Origin of the sequence: Rahnella ecdela (assembly GCF_019049625.1) — a bacterium.
Lineage (GTDB): Bacteria > Pseudomonadota > Gammaproteobacteria > Enterobacterales > Enterobacteriaceae > Rahnella > Rahnella ecdela.
Genome location: NZ_JAFMOY010000127.1, coordinates 176790 through 192061, shown reverse-complemented (window position 1 = coordinate 192061; position 15272 = coordinate 176790). Strand labels below are relative to the sequence as shown.

Annotated in this window: 14 protein-coding genes; 5 read left to right on the top strand and 9 right to left on the bottom strand. The window is 51.8% G+C overall.

The window, feature by feature from the left end; translation table 11 throughout:
• Positions 1–12 precede the first annotated feature (12 nt).
• Complete coding sequence (locus tag J1784_RS14590; protein ID WP_015696454.1) at positions 13–507, bottom strand: YfbU family protein; 495 nt, start codon at positions 505–507, stop codon at positions 13–15.
• 195 nt (positions 508–702) lie between these two features.
• The gene (gene yfbV / locus J1784_RS14585) at positions 703–1158 is read right to left on the bottom strand and encodes a terminus macrodomain insulation protein YfbV (RefSeq protein ID WP_217149831.1); all 456 of its coding nucleotides are present in this window, start codon (positions 1156–1158) and stop codon (positions 703–705) included.
• Between the two features lie 538 nt (positions 1159–1696).
• Between yfbV and ackA the strand changes: the two genes are divergently transcribed.
• Positions 1697–2899, top strand: coding sequence for an acetate kinase (gene ackA / locus J1784_RS14580; RefSeq protein ID WP_217149830.1), 1203 nt, complete (start codon positions 1697–1699; stop codon positions 2897–2899).
• 183 nt (positions 2900–3082) lie between these two features.
• Positions 3083–5227, top strand: a complete 2145-nt coding sequence (gene pta, locus J1784_RS14575) for a phosphate acetyltransferase (protein WP_217149862.1) — start codon at positions 3083–3085, stop codon at positions 5225–5227.
• Between the two features lie 87 nt (positions 5228–5314).
• On the opposite strand, the gene J1784_RS14570 is transcribed toward pta, so the two are convergent.
• From J1784_RS14570 to J1784_RS14550, 5 genes are all read right to left on the bottom strand, one after another.
• On the bottom strand, positions 5315–6268 hold the full coding sequence (locus tag J1784_RS14570; RefSeq protein ID WP_217149829.1) for a transketolase family protein: 954 nt from the start codon (positions 6266–6268) through the stop codon (positions 5315–5317).
• Positions 6261–7094: a transketolase gene (locus tag J1784_RS14565; protein ID WP_217149828.1), complete on the bottom strand. Its 834-nt coding sequence runs from the start codon at positions 7092–7094 to the stop codon at positions 6261–6263. The genes J1784_RS14570 and J1784_RS14565 overlap by 8 nt, the downstream gene beginning before the upstream one ends.
• A gap of 102 nt (positions 7095–7196) precedes the next feature.
• Positions 7197–8573, bottom strand: coding sequence for a PTS ascorbate transporter subunit IIC (locus J1784_RS14560; RefSeq protein WP_112289907.1), 1377 nt, complete (start codon positions 8571–8573; stop codon positions 7197–7199).
• A gap of 49 nt (positions 8574–8622) precedes the next feature.
• Positions 8623–8904 carry a PTS sugar transporter subunit IIB gene (locus J1784_RS14555; RefSeq protein WP_217149827.1) on the bottom strand — a complete coding sequence of 94 codons (282 nt, stop codon included), beginning with the start codon at positions 8902–8904 and terminating at the stop codon, positions 8623–8625.
• A 126-nt stretch (positions 8905–9030) separates the two neighbouring features.
• A complete protein-coding gene (locus J1784_RS14550) occupies positions 9031–9474 on the bottom strand; it encodes a PTS sugar transporter subunit IIA (protein WP_217149826.1) in 444 nt (147 codons plus the stop codon).
• 353 nt (positions 9475–9827) lie between these two features.
• On the opposite strand from J1784_RS14550, the gene J1784_RS14545 reads away from it, so the two are divergent.
• A complete protein-coding gene (locus tag J1784_RS14545; protein ID WP_113877039.1) occupies positions 9828–10844 on the top strand; it encodes a LacI family DNA-binding transcriptional regulator in 1017 nt (338 codons plus the stop codon).
• A gap of 40 nt (positions 10845–10884) precedes the next feature.
• Here the strand turns inward: J1784_RS14545 and yfcD are convergent, their stop codons facing one another.
• The gene (gene yfcD, locus J1784_RS14540) at positions 10885–11499 is read right to left on the bottom strand and encodes an NUDIX hydrolase YfcD (protein WP_217149825.1); all 615 of its coding nucleotides are present in this window, start codon (positions 11497–11499) and stop codon (positions 10885–10887) included.
• Between the two features lie 316 nt (positions 11500–11815).
• Here yfcD and yfcG point away from each other — a divergent pair, with 316 nt between their 5' ends.
• Both yfcG and J1784_RS14530 read left to right on the top strand, forming a co-directional pair.
• Complete coding sequence (gene yfcG, locus J1784_RS14535) at positions 11816–12442, top strand: GSH-dependent disulfide bond oxidoreductase (RefSeq protein ID WP_217149824.1); 627 nt, start codon at positions 11816–11818, stop codon at positions 12440–12442.
• A 152-nt stretch (positions 12443–12594) separates the two neighbouring features.
• Positions 12595–13491, top strand: a complete 897-nt coding sequence (locus J1784_RS14530; protein ID WP_217149823.1) for a TIGR01777 family oxidoreductase — start codon at positions 12595–12597, stop codon at positions 13489–13491.
• A gap of 93 nt (positions 13492–13584) precedes the next feature.
• Here J1784_RS14530 and J1784_RS14525 read toward each other — a convergent pair whose 3' ends face one another.
• On the bottom strand, positions 13585–15180 hold the full coding sequence (locus J1784_RS14525; protein ID WP_217149822.1) for an ABC transporter substrate-binding protein: 1596 nt from the start codon (positions 15178–15180) through the stop codon (positions 13585–13587).
• Positions 15181–15272: the final 92 nt, after the last annotated feature.

Here is a 15272-nt window from a genome sequence, read left to right as displayed (position 1 = left end):
GGTTATTTCACATCAAGCATTAATGATTTGCGCGATCTCTACCGCACTCAGATGGTACTGACGCGGGCACGATTGCCACACCGCCAGCATACGCTGGTATTTATCCCACATTTTGGTCTGCGAGTTAAAGCCATGCGTGCCTGCATCGAAGTCAGTGTAACGTCCTTCGGTGTTCACCATAAAGCGAACATAGCTTAAATAACGGGATTCAGTAGCTGCATCAAAACCCAGGAAATCGATTCGGCGGCGATCCAAATCCTGCGTGTCTTTCAGATTGGTCCACGACACCTGCATGGCATGGTGCATTTCCATAATATTAATCACTGTGCGACAGGTATCTTCAGGCAATTCGCCGAAATCTCTGTCCAGCTCGCGCATTTGCAAACCAAAACCGCGTTCAATTACCGTCTGTAACCGGCGATAACGTTCTGCATTATCGGGATCCAGCATGGTCATCATTTTGTATTGATTCGATAAAATCAGGCGTTGAGCGTTAGTCATTTCCATCGTGAAAATCCTCATGTCTGCATAATGAGCAAAGCATGGCATAGCGCAAAGTTCTGCGAAATCGCAAGCACACCATTCTTTGATTTGAATCGGGATCTCATCCGAAATAATCACCGGAGGAGACTTTCCTCCGGTGTCATGCAACTTATGAAAGACTATAGATGATGGCTGACGGGGCCAGTGAGGAAATCAGGCTTACAGATCGTCTAAAAAAGTTTTATCGAGTTGCTTGAACGCGCGCTTAAGTACGTCAGCTAAAGACTGATAGGTAGGGGTGCCTTCAATCGGTGCCAGCGCCTGTCCTGATTCAGCAAGCTTATTGCGCACGTCATGGAACCAGCCGAGTAAACCGGGAGGCAGCGGCGTTACCGAACGACGACCGAGCCACCACAATCCCTGCATTGGCAAACTACAGGCAAAAATCGCCGTCGCCGCAGCCAGTCCAAGCTGCCCACCGAGGGCAATTTGCCACGTCAGGGTGAAGACGGCTATTGGCGGCATAATACGCACGGCAAAACGGGTCGCTGTGGAGATGCGGTTCTCCGGAAACATCGGAGCCAGGCGCTTGTCTGACGGCCATGTCTTCATGTAGTGCTGTCCGCGCTGGAAGATCTGGAACCAGCTTACGGAGCCTGTTGGCTTACTCGTCATCTTTGCACCTCAACTTCACGTATAAAATTTAAAAAATAGTTGTAAAACACAAACTGGAGTTTACCACGATAAAATATATTTTGTTTTTACTGACACTGTCGGTATTCTATCGCAGCCTCGCAACCCTTTCAGGCCACGACATCATAATAAAGTTGGGGTACAAACGGTAAATTGCAATGTTTGCTCCCTACATTAAGCTTTGCTCCCTACATTAAGCATAGTGCCTTGCTCAGGGTGGTTTTGTAATTAGTTATTGTATTTTTTGTTAGTGTTTTTACTGATTAGTAACATCCTGAAGACGCATAACCGAGACACTTTGTGCCCATGCACAGTTTATTTCTCTGTTATCAGAGGGCTTATAAAAACAGAGCCCGGCGATTCTCCAGCTTTTTCATCGTCATGCCGGTTTTGGCTCTCCGGCATGATGTTAATCATAATTGTCACCGCCATTATGCGCTACGCTTGATGTCAGATTGACGATTTATTAACCACGTGTATTGTTTTTCTTAAACAGCACCAACAATAAATAGGTACTTCCATGTCGAGTAAGCTTGTACTGGTTCTTAACTGTGGTAGTTCTTCCCTTAAGTTTGCCATCATTGATGCAGCAAACGGCGAAGAGCACATTTCAGGTTTAGCCGAATGTTTCCATCTGCCAGAAGCGCGCATTAAATGGAAAATGGACGGTGGCAAAGAAGAAGCCGCTTTAGGTGCGGGTGCCGCACACAGCGAAGCGTTGAAATTCATCGTTAATAACATTCTGAGCAAAAAACCTGAACTGTCTGCAGAGCTGGTTGCAATCGGCCACCGCATCGTTCATGGCGGCGAAAAGCTGACCAAGTCCATGCTGATCACCGACGCTGTCATCGAAGGTATCAAAGAATCTATCCCGTTTGCGCCGCTGCATAACCCGGCTCACCTGATCGGTATCGACGAAGCGCTGAAATCTTTCCCTAAACTGGCTGATAAAAACGTTGCCGTTTTCGACACCGCTTTCCATCAGACCATGCCGGAAGAGTCTTACCTCTACGCCCTGCCGTACAGCTTGTATAAAGATCACCACATCCGTCGTTACGGCGCACACGGCACCAGTCACTTCTATGTGACTCAGGAAGCCGCGAAAATGCTGAACAAACCAGTGGAAGAAGTGAACCTGATCACTTGCCACCTGGGCAACGGCGGTTCTGTCAGTGCCATCCGTAACGGTAAATGTGTCGATACTTCAATGGGTCTGACTCCGCTGGAAGGTCTGGTGATGGGTACCCGCAGCGGTGACATCGACCCGGCAATCATCTTCCATCTGCACGATTCACTGGGTATGAGCGTTGATCAAATCAACAAAATGTTGACCAAAGAATCTGGCCTGCTGGGTCTGACTGAAGTGACCAGCGACTGCCGTTATGTTGAAGACAACTACGCGACTAAAGCTGATGCTAAACGCGCAATGGATGTGTTCTGCCACCGTCTGGCGAAATACATCGGTGCCTACACTTCCCTGATGGAAGGCCGTCTGGACGCTATCGTCTTCACCGGTGGTATCGGCGAAAACGCGGCAATGGTTCGCGAACTGTCTCTGGACAAACTGGGCCTGCTGGGCTTTGAAGTTGACCACGAACGCAACCTGGCTGCACGCTTCGGCAAATCTGGTGCCATCAACAAAGAAGGCACCCGCACCGCTCTGGTCATCCCGACCAACGAAGAGCTGGTGATTGCACAAGACGCCGCGCGTCTGACTGCATAATTCGACTCAACACTGCCAGCTTTCGCTGGCAGTGATTTTTCACTAAAAGGCAAACGCCGCCCGTTTGAACGCACCGCGCTGGATAATCATCGCGCTTATGCTGATCATTATCCCCTCTGCACAAACCTGCGAATGTCCTTGCCTGGCAACCGATAAAGAGGTTTAGCCGTGTCCCGTACAATTATGTTGATCCCAACAGGTACCAGCGTTGGTCTTACCAGCGTCAGCCTCGGTGTGATCCGTGCCATGGAACAAAAAGGCGTCAGCCTGAGCATCTTCAAGCCAATCGCACAACCGCGTGCTGGCGGAGACGCTCCTGACCAGACCACCACGATCATTCGTGCTAACTCCACCGTGACTGCAGCTGAACCGCTGAAAATGAGCCACGTTGAAACGCTGCTGAGCTCCAACCAGCAGGACGTGCTGATGGAAGAAATCATCGCGCGTTACCACGAAAATACCAAAGATGCAGAAGTGGTGCTGGTGGAAGGTTTAGTGCCTACCCGTAAACACCAGTTCGCCAACGCGCTGAACTATGAAATCGCCAAAACCCTGAACGCTGAAATCGTCTTCGTTCTGGCGCTGGGCAATGATTCTCCGGCGCAGCTGAAAGAACGTATTGAACTGGCCCGTTCCAGCTTCGGCGGCAGCAAAAACAAAAACATCACCGGCGTAATCATCAACAAACTGAATGCACCGGTTGACGAACAGGGTCGTACTCGTCCTGATCTGTCTGAGATCTTTGATGATTCCACTAAAGCCAGCGTAGCCAATATCGACCCGACTCAGCTGTTCGCCAACAGCCCGCTGCCTGTTCTGGGTTGTATTCCGTGGAGCTTCGAGCTGATTGCCACCCGCGCAATCGACATGGCTAAGCACCTGAACGCACGCATCATCAATGAAGGCGACGTCAAAACCCGCCGCGTTAAATCCGTGACTTTCTGTGCACGCAGCATTCCTCATATGCTGGAGCATTTCCGTCCGGGTTCCCTGCTGGTGACTTCCGCTGACCGTCCTGACGTACTGGTTTCAGCCTGTCTGGCCGCAATGAATGGCGTGGAAATCGGCGCGATCCTGCTGACCGGCGGCTACGAAATTGATGATCGCATCAACAGCCTGTGCGAACGTGCTTTCCAGACCGGCCTGCCAGTCTTCATGGTAGAAACCAACACCTGGCAGACTTCCCTGAGCCTGCAAAGCTTTAACCTGGAAGTCCCGGCAGATGACCATCAGCGCGTAGAGAAACTGCAACAGTACGTGGCTTCTCACATCAATGCTGACTGGATCAACTCCCTGAGCGCGCACTCCGAGCGTTCACGCCGTCTGTCTCCGCCAGCGTTCCGTTATCAGCTGACTGAACTGGCCCGTAAAGCCGGTAAACGCATCGTTCTGCCAGAAGGCGATGAGCCACGTACTGTGAAAGCAGCAGCGCTGTGTGCTGAACGTGGTATCGCGGAATGCGTTCTGTTGGGTAATCCTGACGAGATCAAACGCGTTGCCGCAGCTCAGGGCGTGACTCTGGGTAAAGGCATCGAAATCGTGGATCCGGTGGTTGTGCGCGAAGAATACGTGGCACGTCTGGTTGAACTGCGTAAAAGCAAGGGCATGACCGAAGTCGTTGCCCGCGAACAGCTTGAAGACAACGTGGTTCTGGGCACTCTGATGCTGGAACAAGGTAACGTTGATGGTCTGGTTTCCGGCGCGGTTCACACCACTGCCAACACCATCCGCCCACCGTTGCAGCTGATCAAAACCGCTCCGGGCAGCTCTCTGGTTTCTTCCGTGTTCTTCATGCTGCTGCCTGACCAGGTTCTGGTTTACGGCGACTGCGCGATCAACCCGGATCCCACCGCTGAACAGCTGTCTGAAATCGCGATCCAGTCTGCGGATTCCGCTGCAGCATTCGGTATCGAACCACGCGTTGCGATGATCTCCTACTCAACCGGTAACTCCGGCGCGGGTAGTGACGTTGAGAAAGTGCGTGAAGCGACCCGTCTGGCGCAGGAAAAACGTCCGGACCTGATCATCGATGGTCCGCTGCAATACGACGCTGCGATTATGGCTGACGTTGCACAATCTAAAGCGCCAAACTCGCCAGTGGCAGGTAAAGCGACCGTGTTCATCTTCCCTGACCTGAACACCGGTAACACCACCTATAAAGCGGTACAACGTTCTGCGGATCTGGTCTCTATCGGCCCGATGCTGCAGGGTATGCGTAAACCGGTTAACGACCTGTCCCGTGGCGCACTGGTAGACGATATCGTCTACACCGTGGCACTGACTGCGATTCAGTCTGCTCAGGCAGAAGCAGCGGTTGCGGCTAAGTAAGCCGCAACTTATGAACTGAAAGCGACTGAACGCAAAACGCCGGGCATAATGTCCGGCGTTTTTTTTGGTCATATGCTTTCGACAAATTCAGAGCAAAGTCTTCGCGGCTTCCAGAATATGTTCAGCCGTCAGGCCATATTCTTGTTGTAAGAACTCCTGTGTCCCAACCTGACCGTAACGCTCTTTCACGCCAACACGGCGCATCGGCACCGGCTGATTTTCCACCAATACTTCCGCCACTGCAGATCCCAGCCCGTTGTGGATACTGTGGTTTTCACAGGTGACAATTTTGCCCGTTTTCGCGGCGTATTGAATGATGATGTCTTTATCAATCGGCTTGAGGGTGAACATGTCGATAACTGCCGCACTGACCCCTTCGCGCTCCAGCATTTCTGCCGCTTTCAGCGCTTCGGCAACCATAATACCGTTGGCAATCAGCGTCACGTCTGTGCCGTCGCGCAGCACATTGGCTTTGCCGATGGTGAACGTCGAACCTTCCTGATAAACCTGCGTGGCCTGTTTGCGGATGGTGCGCACCCAGTAAAAACCTTTTAAATCCATCAACTGCAACAGGATATTGCGGAACATCACCGCATCCGTCACTTCCATCACCACGGAGTTGGCCAGTCCGCGCACGATACCCATATCTTCAAACGACATGTGCGTACCGCCGTTGTGACAGGCGCTGACGCCCGCATCAGAGGCGATAATCTTCACGTTGTTCTTCTGATAATCCAGCGACATAAACAGCTGATCGAAACAACGACGGCTGGCGAACGCAGTAAAGGTATGCACAAAAGGTACGCGTCCGGTCAATGATAAACCCGCCGCTACGCCGATGACGTTCGCTTCCATAATGCCGCAGTTAATCACGTGCTCAGGGTGGTCTTTATGCACACCGTCCATCGCCATCGAGCTCATCAGATCCGCTTCCAGCGCGATAATCGGCGTGTTCTCTACAATCTTTTCACGCACGGTATTGGCGTAAACTTTACGCATTTCCACCGCGTCTTTTTGTAATTCCAGAGAGACTTCAAACATGGGTGGCCTCCAGCTCAGCGATCGCATTTTCGATTTCCAGTTTCACATCCGGCGTTAAACGCAGATGGTGCGAGTTCGCCAGTTGTTCGAGATACTTCACGCCCTGCCCTTTGATGCTGTCGAGGATCACCACCAGCGGACGCTGTTCGCCGTGACGAACCTGTGTCACCGCCTCGCTTATCGCTACAATATCATCGCCTTTAATAGTCTGAACATCGAAGCCAAACGCACTGAATTTTCCGGCCAGATCGAACGGTTTAATCACGTCATCCAGCGTACCGTCGAGCTGTTGTTTGTTGTAGTCGATGAACAACGTCAGGTTGTGCAGGTTGTGATGCGCAATAAACTGGAAGGCTTCCCAGCACTGGCCTTCGTTGAGTTCGCCGTCGCCAAGAATGCAGAATACGCGGTTGGTGCGACCGGCAAGTTTGTGCGAAAGCGCCATGCCTGCGGCGATGGAAACGCCTTGTCCGAGCGAACCGGTGGTCGCATCGACACCCGTTGTACGCAGCCTGTCCGGATGGCTCGGTAAACGGGTGCCGTTCTGGTTCAGCGTTTGCAATTCGCTGACCGGAAAATAGCCTTTCAGCGCCAGCGTCGCATACAGCGCCGGTCCCGCATGACCTTTGGACAGCACGAAATAATCGCGATCCTGCCAGTCTGGATTTTTCGGGTCGATGCGCATCACATCGCCATACAATACAGCCAGCGTTTCCACCACTGACATGCTGCCGCCATAGTGCCCGAATCCCAGACCGGTCAGCATTTTCAGCGTCTCGATGCGGATATGGCGGGCCAGATCACGAACCTCCTGGACATCTTTCATCTTCATGGGTCCTTATTTTAGTGAGCACTTATCCTGGCCTGTTATTTCTAACAGGCAGGACAGTGTTTCCCGGATGGAGTTAACAAACGTAGTGATACAGAATTACTTCTCAGTGACTTCTTTCTCAGCCACCGGTTTTTTGCCGAGATAGTTCCAGGCGACCAGTACCGCGAAGATACCGACGATCAGCGCCATGATGCCTTCCTTCGACATGAAGCGCGCCAGGTTGCCCAGCAGGATGCCGATTACCCCGAAGTCTGCGTCAGAGAATGTCGCGTTGGCAAAACCCAGCGCACCCAGCACCGGCAACAGCAGAACCGGCAGGAAAGTAATCAGCACGCCGTTGGCAAATGCTCCGACCATCGCGCCGCGACGTCCGCCGGTCGCATTACCGAAGACACCCGCCGTTGCACCCGTGAAGAAGTGCGGCACCACGCCCGGCAGGATCAGCACCAGATGCATTTGCCCTAACAGGAACAGACCGACCAGACCGCCGAGGAAGCTGAACAGGAAGCCAATCAGCACGGCATTCGGTGCGTACGGATACACCACCGGACAGTCCAGCGCCGGACGGGCATTTGGAACCAGTTTTTCAGAGAAGCCGACGAATGCCGGAACGATTTCCGCCAGGATCAGACGCACACCTTGCAGAATGATGAACACACCCGCCGCGAAGGTAATCGCCATGATGATGGCATACACCAGATAGTTCTGGCCCGCGCTGTAAGTCGCCTCAACAAAGACCTGACCGGCGAACACCGCCATGATCAGATAGATGATGATCATGGTGAGGGAGATAGAAATGGAGCTGTCGCGCAGGAAGCTCAGGTTTTTAGGCAGATTCATTTCTTCAGTAGAACGTGAACCTTTGCCGACTTTACTGCCGATCCAGCCTGATAAGACGTAACCGATAGTGCCGAAATGGCCGAATGCCACGTCGTCGCTGCCGGTGATTTTACGCATGTAACGCTGCGCCAGCGCCGGGAAGAACGCCATGATAAGGCCGAGCGTCAGGGAACCGGTGAAGACCAGAGCAACGCCTTCGAATCCGGCAACGGTCAGAATGACGCTGATCATACAGGCCATATAGAACGTATGATGCCCGGTCAGGAAGACATATTTCAGTCGGGTGAAACGCGCCACAATCAGGTTTGCCACCATACCAAACGCCATAATCAAGGCGGTCGGCGCACCGAATTTCTCCAGTGCGATGGAAACAATGGCTTCGTTATTAGGAATAATACCCTGGATATTAAAGGCGTGTTCGAACATACCACCTAAAGGATTAAGAGAGCCGACTAATACCGTGGCACCACCGCCCAATACTAAAAAGCCCAGTATTGTTTTTACCGTCCCTTTCACCACATCAGAAAAGTTTTTCTTTTGTGCGACCAGGCCAATTAATGCGATGAGCCCCACCAGTACGGAAGGCACTTTTAATATATCAACCACAAACTTGAGCGTTTCCTGGATAAACATATCCACCTCGTTTGTCTATTTGTTTTATTTGTAGGGTTATTCAGTGCCGTCAGGACACTGGGTGTTTTTCAAAATGCGCAACCAGTTTGGTTTCAAGTTCATTAATATCAATAATGTTAGTGATCACCACTAACTGATTATCAGGAATGCTGGCGCTGGCAGCGATGTCTTTCGCCATCACAAACAGGTCGGCTTCGCCGGGAATGGCAGAAGACAAATCGGAGTGCTGAACATCCGCCTGAATATTCAGTTTCTTCAGCACTTTTTTAATATTCATTTCAACCATAAAGCTGCTGCCTAAACCGGAACCACAAATCGCCATAATTTTCATTTTATTCACCTGTTCTTTATCTGTTTTGAAAGCGTAACATAGCGTATCAGTTACCCGTATCCGGGCCTCTGATTGTTTATAATTCTCTGATTGAAATGATTTTCCCGATTGCAGCAGTCACTCAAATTAATAGCGGGAAATCACTTCTTGTATTTCACTGATGGTTTTTGCCTGATGGATTTTCTGCATATCTTCATCGCTGGAAAATAATTCAGCCAGCTCAGAAATCAGTTCAATATGACTGTGCTTATCGGGTGCGGATAACATGACGACTGTATATACCGGATCATTATCCTCTGAATTAAACTTCACCCCCTGCGGTAACGTCAGCAGAGATAAACCCAGTCCGTTTGCTCCCTCTTCCGGTCTGGCATGTGGCATCGCAATGCCCGGTGCCAGAACAAAATACGGCCCCAGTTTTTCCCGCTGCGCAAAAATCGCCGTCAGGTAATCCGGGGTAATTGTCCCTTCTTTCAGCAGTGGCTCAGCGCTCACTTCCACTGCCTGCCGCCAGTCCGTGATATCCGTTCTGATCTGAATTCGTTCAGAAGTCAGCCAATCATTCAGCATAGTGATGCTCCGTTTTATTTTTGAAGATGGCCGGTCAAATTTCCCCCAAACCGCACCAACGATCCAGACTCTACTTCAGCGGTAGCGTTAACATCTGTGATACATCTCACAAAGATAGCGCTACCAAACTTCTATCATTGAGATCTGTGATAGCGCTATCAAAAATAATCGCGCTGCGGTATCACTGGCCAGAGGTTTGTACAAATAACGGTATACTTTGTCTGGAAATTGCCGATAATTTACCGAATTCTGCCGTAGTTCCCGTTATGCCGGTCCTGCTGCGGCTCGCTTTTTTCGTTATGCCAACGGGCATACATTGTGCGCACGATGCGCAGTTAAGGTCAGGATCGTGAATGTCCATTAACAAGAAAAGACGCAGTACCGGAAGAGTCACGCTGGCAGATGTTGCGCAGCTTGCAGGCGTGGGGAGCATGACGGTTTCCCGTGCACTGCGAACACCGGAGCAGGTCTCCGACAAGCTGCGGGAAAAAATCGAAGAAGCCGTCAGTCAGCTGGGTTATCTGCCCAATCAGGCCGCAAGTTCTCTGGCTTCTGCCTCGTCCAATACTATTGCGATGATTGTCCCCAGCCTGTCTGAATCCGGTTGCGCGGAGATGTTTGCAGGATTGCAGAAAGTGCTCCAGCCGGCGGGATATCAGATCATGCTGGCCGAATCCCAGCACCGCATGGAGCGTGAGGAAAAGCTGCTGGAAACGCTGCTTTCTTACAATCTGGCGGCGGCGATTTTGCTTTCCGTTGAGCATTCCGCGAATGTCAGGCAATGGCTGGATAACCTGACTATTCCGGTGTTAGAAATCGGTGCGCTGACCGATTCCCCCATCGATATGAATATCGGTATTGATTACGTCGAAGCGATGTTTCAGCTGACGCAAACCGTGGTGGCAAAGGGTTATCAAAACATTGGCATGCTGTGCGCCAATCAGGAACAGTGGATTTTCCAGCAACATTTGCAGGGCTGGCGTAAAGCGATGCTGAAAGCGCACATGTCGCCGCACCGGGTGATCAACGCTGCGGAGCCTGCCTGTTTTTCTACCGGGGCCCAGCAACTGCCTGAATTTTTGCTGGCCTGGCCAGAACTCGACGCGCTGGTGTGTGTGTCAGACGATCTGGCCTGCGGCGCACTGTATGAATGTCAGCGCAGAAGAATCAAAGTGCCGGACGATCTGGCTGTGGTCGGTTTTGGCAATTCAGACGTCAGCAAAGTCTGTCAGCCACCGCTGACCACCATTGCTATTCCGCATAAAGAAATCGGCGTGCGCGCGGCACAGGCGTTACTGGCGAGGATTAATGACGAAGAATGGGAAGAGGTGACGATTGCATCGTCATTGTGTAAGCGGGACAGTTGCTAGAAAAACAACGGGCGATAGTATATCGCCCGCGAGATGCTTATCAGATATCGTCTTCGCGAGACGAATCTTCATCAGTTTTCACACTTTCAGCCGCCGGTGCTGCCGCTTCACGCGTCAGAGGCTTGCCGTGTTCTTTCTCGTTATTGCGCGTCATCCACAATGACAGGGCTTTAAGAGAATCAGGCGTGAATTCATCACAACGGGCGGTGATCTCTTCCGGCGTCATCCAGCGTACAGCATCAATTTCTTCTTCCTGCAAAGCGAATGGACCGTGGGATACGCAACTGAACAGCGCGCCCCAGACGCGGCATTTGTTCTCTTCTTCAAAATAGAACTGCCCGTGCTCGGCAAAAGGCACACCGGCAATTCCTAACTCTTCTTCGGCTTCACGACGCGCAGAGTCCAGAATATTTTCACCACTTTGCACCACGCCACCGGCTGTTGCATCCAGCCAGCCCGGGTAGAAATCTTTGGTTTCAGTACGGCGCTGAATCAAAATATTACCCATGCCATCATGAACCACGATATAGCTGGCACGGTGACGCAGGACCTGAGCGCGCATTTGTTGTCGGCTGGCCTGGGCAATGACTTCGTTATCTTCGTTGACGATATCAACCCATTCATCCGTACTGATGTTTTGCTCTTGTTCTGACATCCGCTGGAACCTTCTCTTTTAAGCGCTGGTCTGTGCGCAATAAGTCTGTGCGCTGTGATTTTGCAACACGTCGATAATATCCGGAGATTCTATCTGGGTCTGCTGGGTCGCTTCAATAGCTATGGGTGCGTTCATACACCGTAAAAGCTATGTTAGCCCACAAAGTTCGCCATCAGACAACTCTGACATAGCCAGTCATTCATATGGATTATGATAACCTATTAGTCATGATAAAAAGTTTGTGAGTATCAATTCCCCATTGGCGCATCCCGCCCCGCAAGTCGCGGAGTCTGATTAAAACAACGCAGGAGGCAATATGATCGATCTCTATTACGCACCCACGCCCAATGGCCATAAAATTTCTCTTTTTCTTGAAGAGAGTGGCCTGCCATACCGGCTTTATCGCATTGATATGAGCGCCGGAGAGCAATTCAAGCCTGAATTCCTCGCTATTTCCCCGAACAATAAAATCCCGGCCATTGTCGATCATCAGCCTGTGGATGGCGGCGCACCGATCAGTGTCTTTGAGTCTGGCGCAATTTTGCAGTATCTGGCAGAAAAAACCGGCAAATTTCTCAGCCCGGAACTGCGCGAACGCACCCTCACGCTGGAGTGGCTGACCTGGCAGGTTGCCGGATTTGGCCCGATGCTCGGCCAGAATCATCATTTCACTCAATACGCGCCGCAACCGGTACCTTATGCCATCGAACGTTTTCTGCAGGAAACCCGCCGGTTATATGGGGTGCTGAACCGTCAGCTGGAAAAAAATGCCTATATCGCAGGTGAGAATTACAGCATTGCTGATATTGCCACTTACCCGTGGGTGGCGGCGCATGAGCGCCAGCGTATTGATCTGGCGGAATTTCCTGCCGTGCGTAACTGGTTTGAACGGGTGAAAAGCCGTCCGGCGACGCAAAAAGCCTATGCGTTAGCGCAGGCATAGACCTCCCGGCACCTGCGGACTTTGCCGGAGGTGTATTTCCCCTCTTTAAAATTAAAACGCTTAATTGTGCTCCACATCGCGAGTTAGTGGCGATGACTAATCTATGATTAGAGTCAGTTCATCCGCGAATTCAGACAGTTAAGGATCACGATATGAAAATCCTGATAACCGGCGCCACCGGGCTCATCGGCCGAAAACTCACCGAACGGCTTCTTGAGCAATCTCATCAGATTACCGCACTGAGCCGCGCACCGGAGCGTGCGGCAAAGCTGTTGGGTTCGCAGGTTCAGATCTGGGAAACGCTGGACGGCAAAACCACACTCGACGGTTTCGACGCCGTCATCAATCTTGCCGGTGAACCGATCGCGGATAAACGCTGGACGAAAGAACACAAAGCCCTGTTGTGCGAAAGCCGCTGGCAGCTCACCGAAAAGCTGGCAACGCTGATTAATGCCAGCCAGACGCCCCCTTCAGTCTTCATTTCCGGTTCAGCGGTAGGTTATTACGGCGATCAGGGCCAGGCCCTGGTGCCGGAAGATGAGCCGCCGAACAAGCAATTTACCTGGCAGTTGTGCGCCCGCTGGGAAGCGCTGGCGATGTCCGCACAAAGCCCGTCCACGCGGGTCTGTCTGCTACGAACCGGGATCGTACTGGCCGAAAAAGGCGGTGCGCTGGCAAAAATAGTACTGCCCTTCCGCGCAGGTCTTGGTGGCCCGATCGGCGATGGTCAGCAATACATGCCGTGGATCCATATCGAAGACATGGTTGACGGGATCCTGTTCCTGCTCGCCCACGAAACGCTCTCTGGCCCGTTCAATATGGTGTCACCGTATCCGGCACGTAATGAACAATTCAGCGCCCTGCTCGGTGAAGTCCTCCACCGCCCGGCCTTTATGCGCGCGCCAGGCCCCGTGGTGCGCTTGCTGATGGGCGAATCAGCAGTATTGGTGCTGGGAGGCCAGCGCGCCGTACCGCGCAGACTGGAAGCGGCCGGGTTTATATTTAAACATCAGGAGCTGAAGGAAGCGCTGGAGGATTTGCTTGCGTGAAGGGGCAAGTCTTGCTCATGCATGTAAAGAAAAACCGTTTTGGCTTTGCTCCTCCCCCTGCGAAGGGGGAGGGAGTTAACTGCACGGATCGTTTTACTCCTTCACATCCGCCTGATAAAACACATGTTTCCCAAACGGATCCACTTCATAGCCGGTCACTTCTTTGCGAACCGGTTCGAAAATGGTGGAGTGGGCGATCATCACTGCCGGAGCCTGATCGTGCATCATCTGCTGGGCCTGTTCGTAAAGCGCGACGCGTTTGGCGTGATCGGTGGTTTCTTTCGCTTCGGTAATCAGCTTGTCAAACGGCGCGTAGCACCATTTTGCCGAGTTTGAACCGCCCTTTGCTGCGTTACAGGTAAACAGCGGGCCGAAGAAGTTATCCGGGTCACCGTTCGCCGTGGTCCAGCCCATCAGCGCTGCCATGTGCTCGCCGTTACGGATCCGGGTCTGGTATTCGCCCCATTCGTAACTGACGATGTGCGCTTTGACGCCAATTTTGGCCCAGTCCGCCTGGATCATCTCCGCCATACGACGGGCGTTCGGGTTATACGGACGCTGAACCGGCATTGCCCACAGGTCGATATCAAAACCGTTCGGCATACCGGCTTCAGCCAGCAATGCTTTGGCTTTTTCAGGCGAATAATCATAATCGACCAGCTTGTCGTTGTAACTCCAGACGCCGCTCGGCAACAGCGTTTTGGCAACAGTTCCCGTGCCGTGGAATACCGCTTCGATTATTTGAGGTTTGTTAATTGCCATGGTCAGCGCCTGACGCACTTTCACATTATCCAGCGGCGCTTTCTGCGTATTGAACGACAGGAAACCAGTGTTCAGCCCAGCCTTGCTCATCAGATTGATGTCTTTATTTGCCCGCATACGCTCAAGATCTGCCGGATTCGGGAACGGCATCACCTGACACTCGTTTTTCTCCAGTTTAGCAAGGCGCATTGAGGCATCAGGCGTGATGGTATACACCAGGCGGTCAATTTTGGATTTACCCTGCCAGTATTCCGGGAACGCCTTGTACAACAGACGCGTGTCCTTCTGGTATTGCATCAGTTCGAACGGGCCGGTACCGACCGGATCCTGATCGACTTTTTCCGGCGTACCGGCTTTGAGCATCTGATCGGCATATTCCGCCGAGAGGATCGATGCAAAATACCACGCCAGATCGGCCACGAACGGGGCTTCCGGACGGGTCAGATTGAACCGGACCGTATAATCATCCACCTTATCAATGCTGCCAATCAGGTCGCCCATTTTCAGGCTGTCGAAGTTCAGATACGTACCGCCGGAAACTTTATGGTACGGGTTATTTTCATCTTTCTGGCGCATGAAGGAGAAGATCACGTCGTCAGCATTGAAATCACGGCTGGGTTTGAACAGTTTGTTGTTCTGAAATTTGACGCCCTTGCGCAGGTGGAAGGTATAGGTTTTACCGTCCGCACTCACATCCCAGCTTTCCGCCAGGCTTGGGATAAGCTCCGTGGTACCGATTTTGAAATCCACCAGACGGTTATAAATCGGTGCGGCGCTGGCGTCCACAGAGGTGCCAGATGTGTAAAGTTGCGGATTGAATTGCTCTGGCGAACCTTCAGAACAATACACCAGCGTTTTAGCAGAAACGCCACCCGTAATGGCCAGCGCCAGTAAGCCTGTGCTTATTTTTAATATGTTGTGTTTCATTATTTTCCCTTTTTCCCTGTCCGGAGAGTGTTTAAATCTTCTTCATCGTGGAACATAAAGCAAAAACAGATTAACATCTGGATAACACGTAG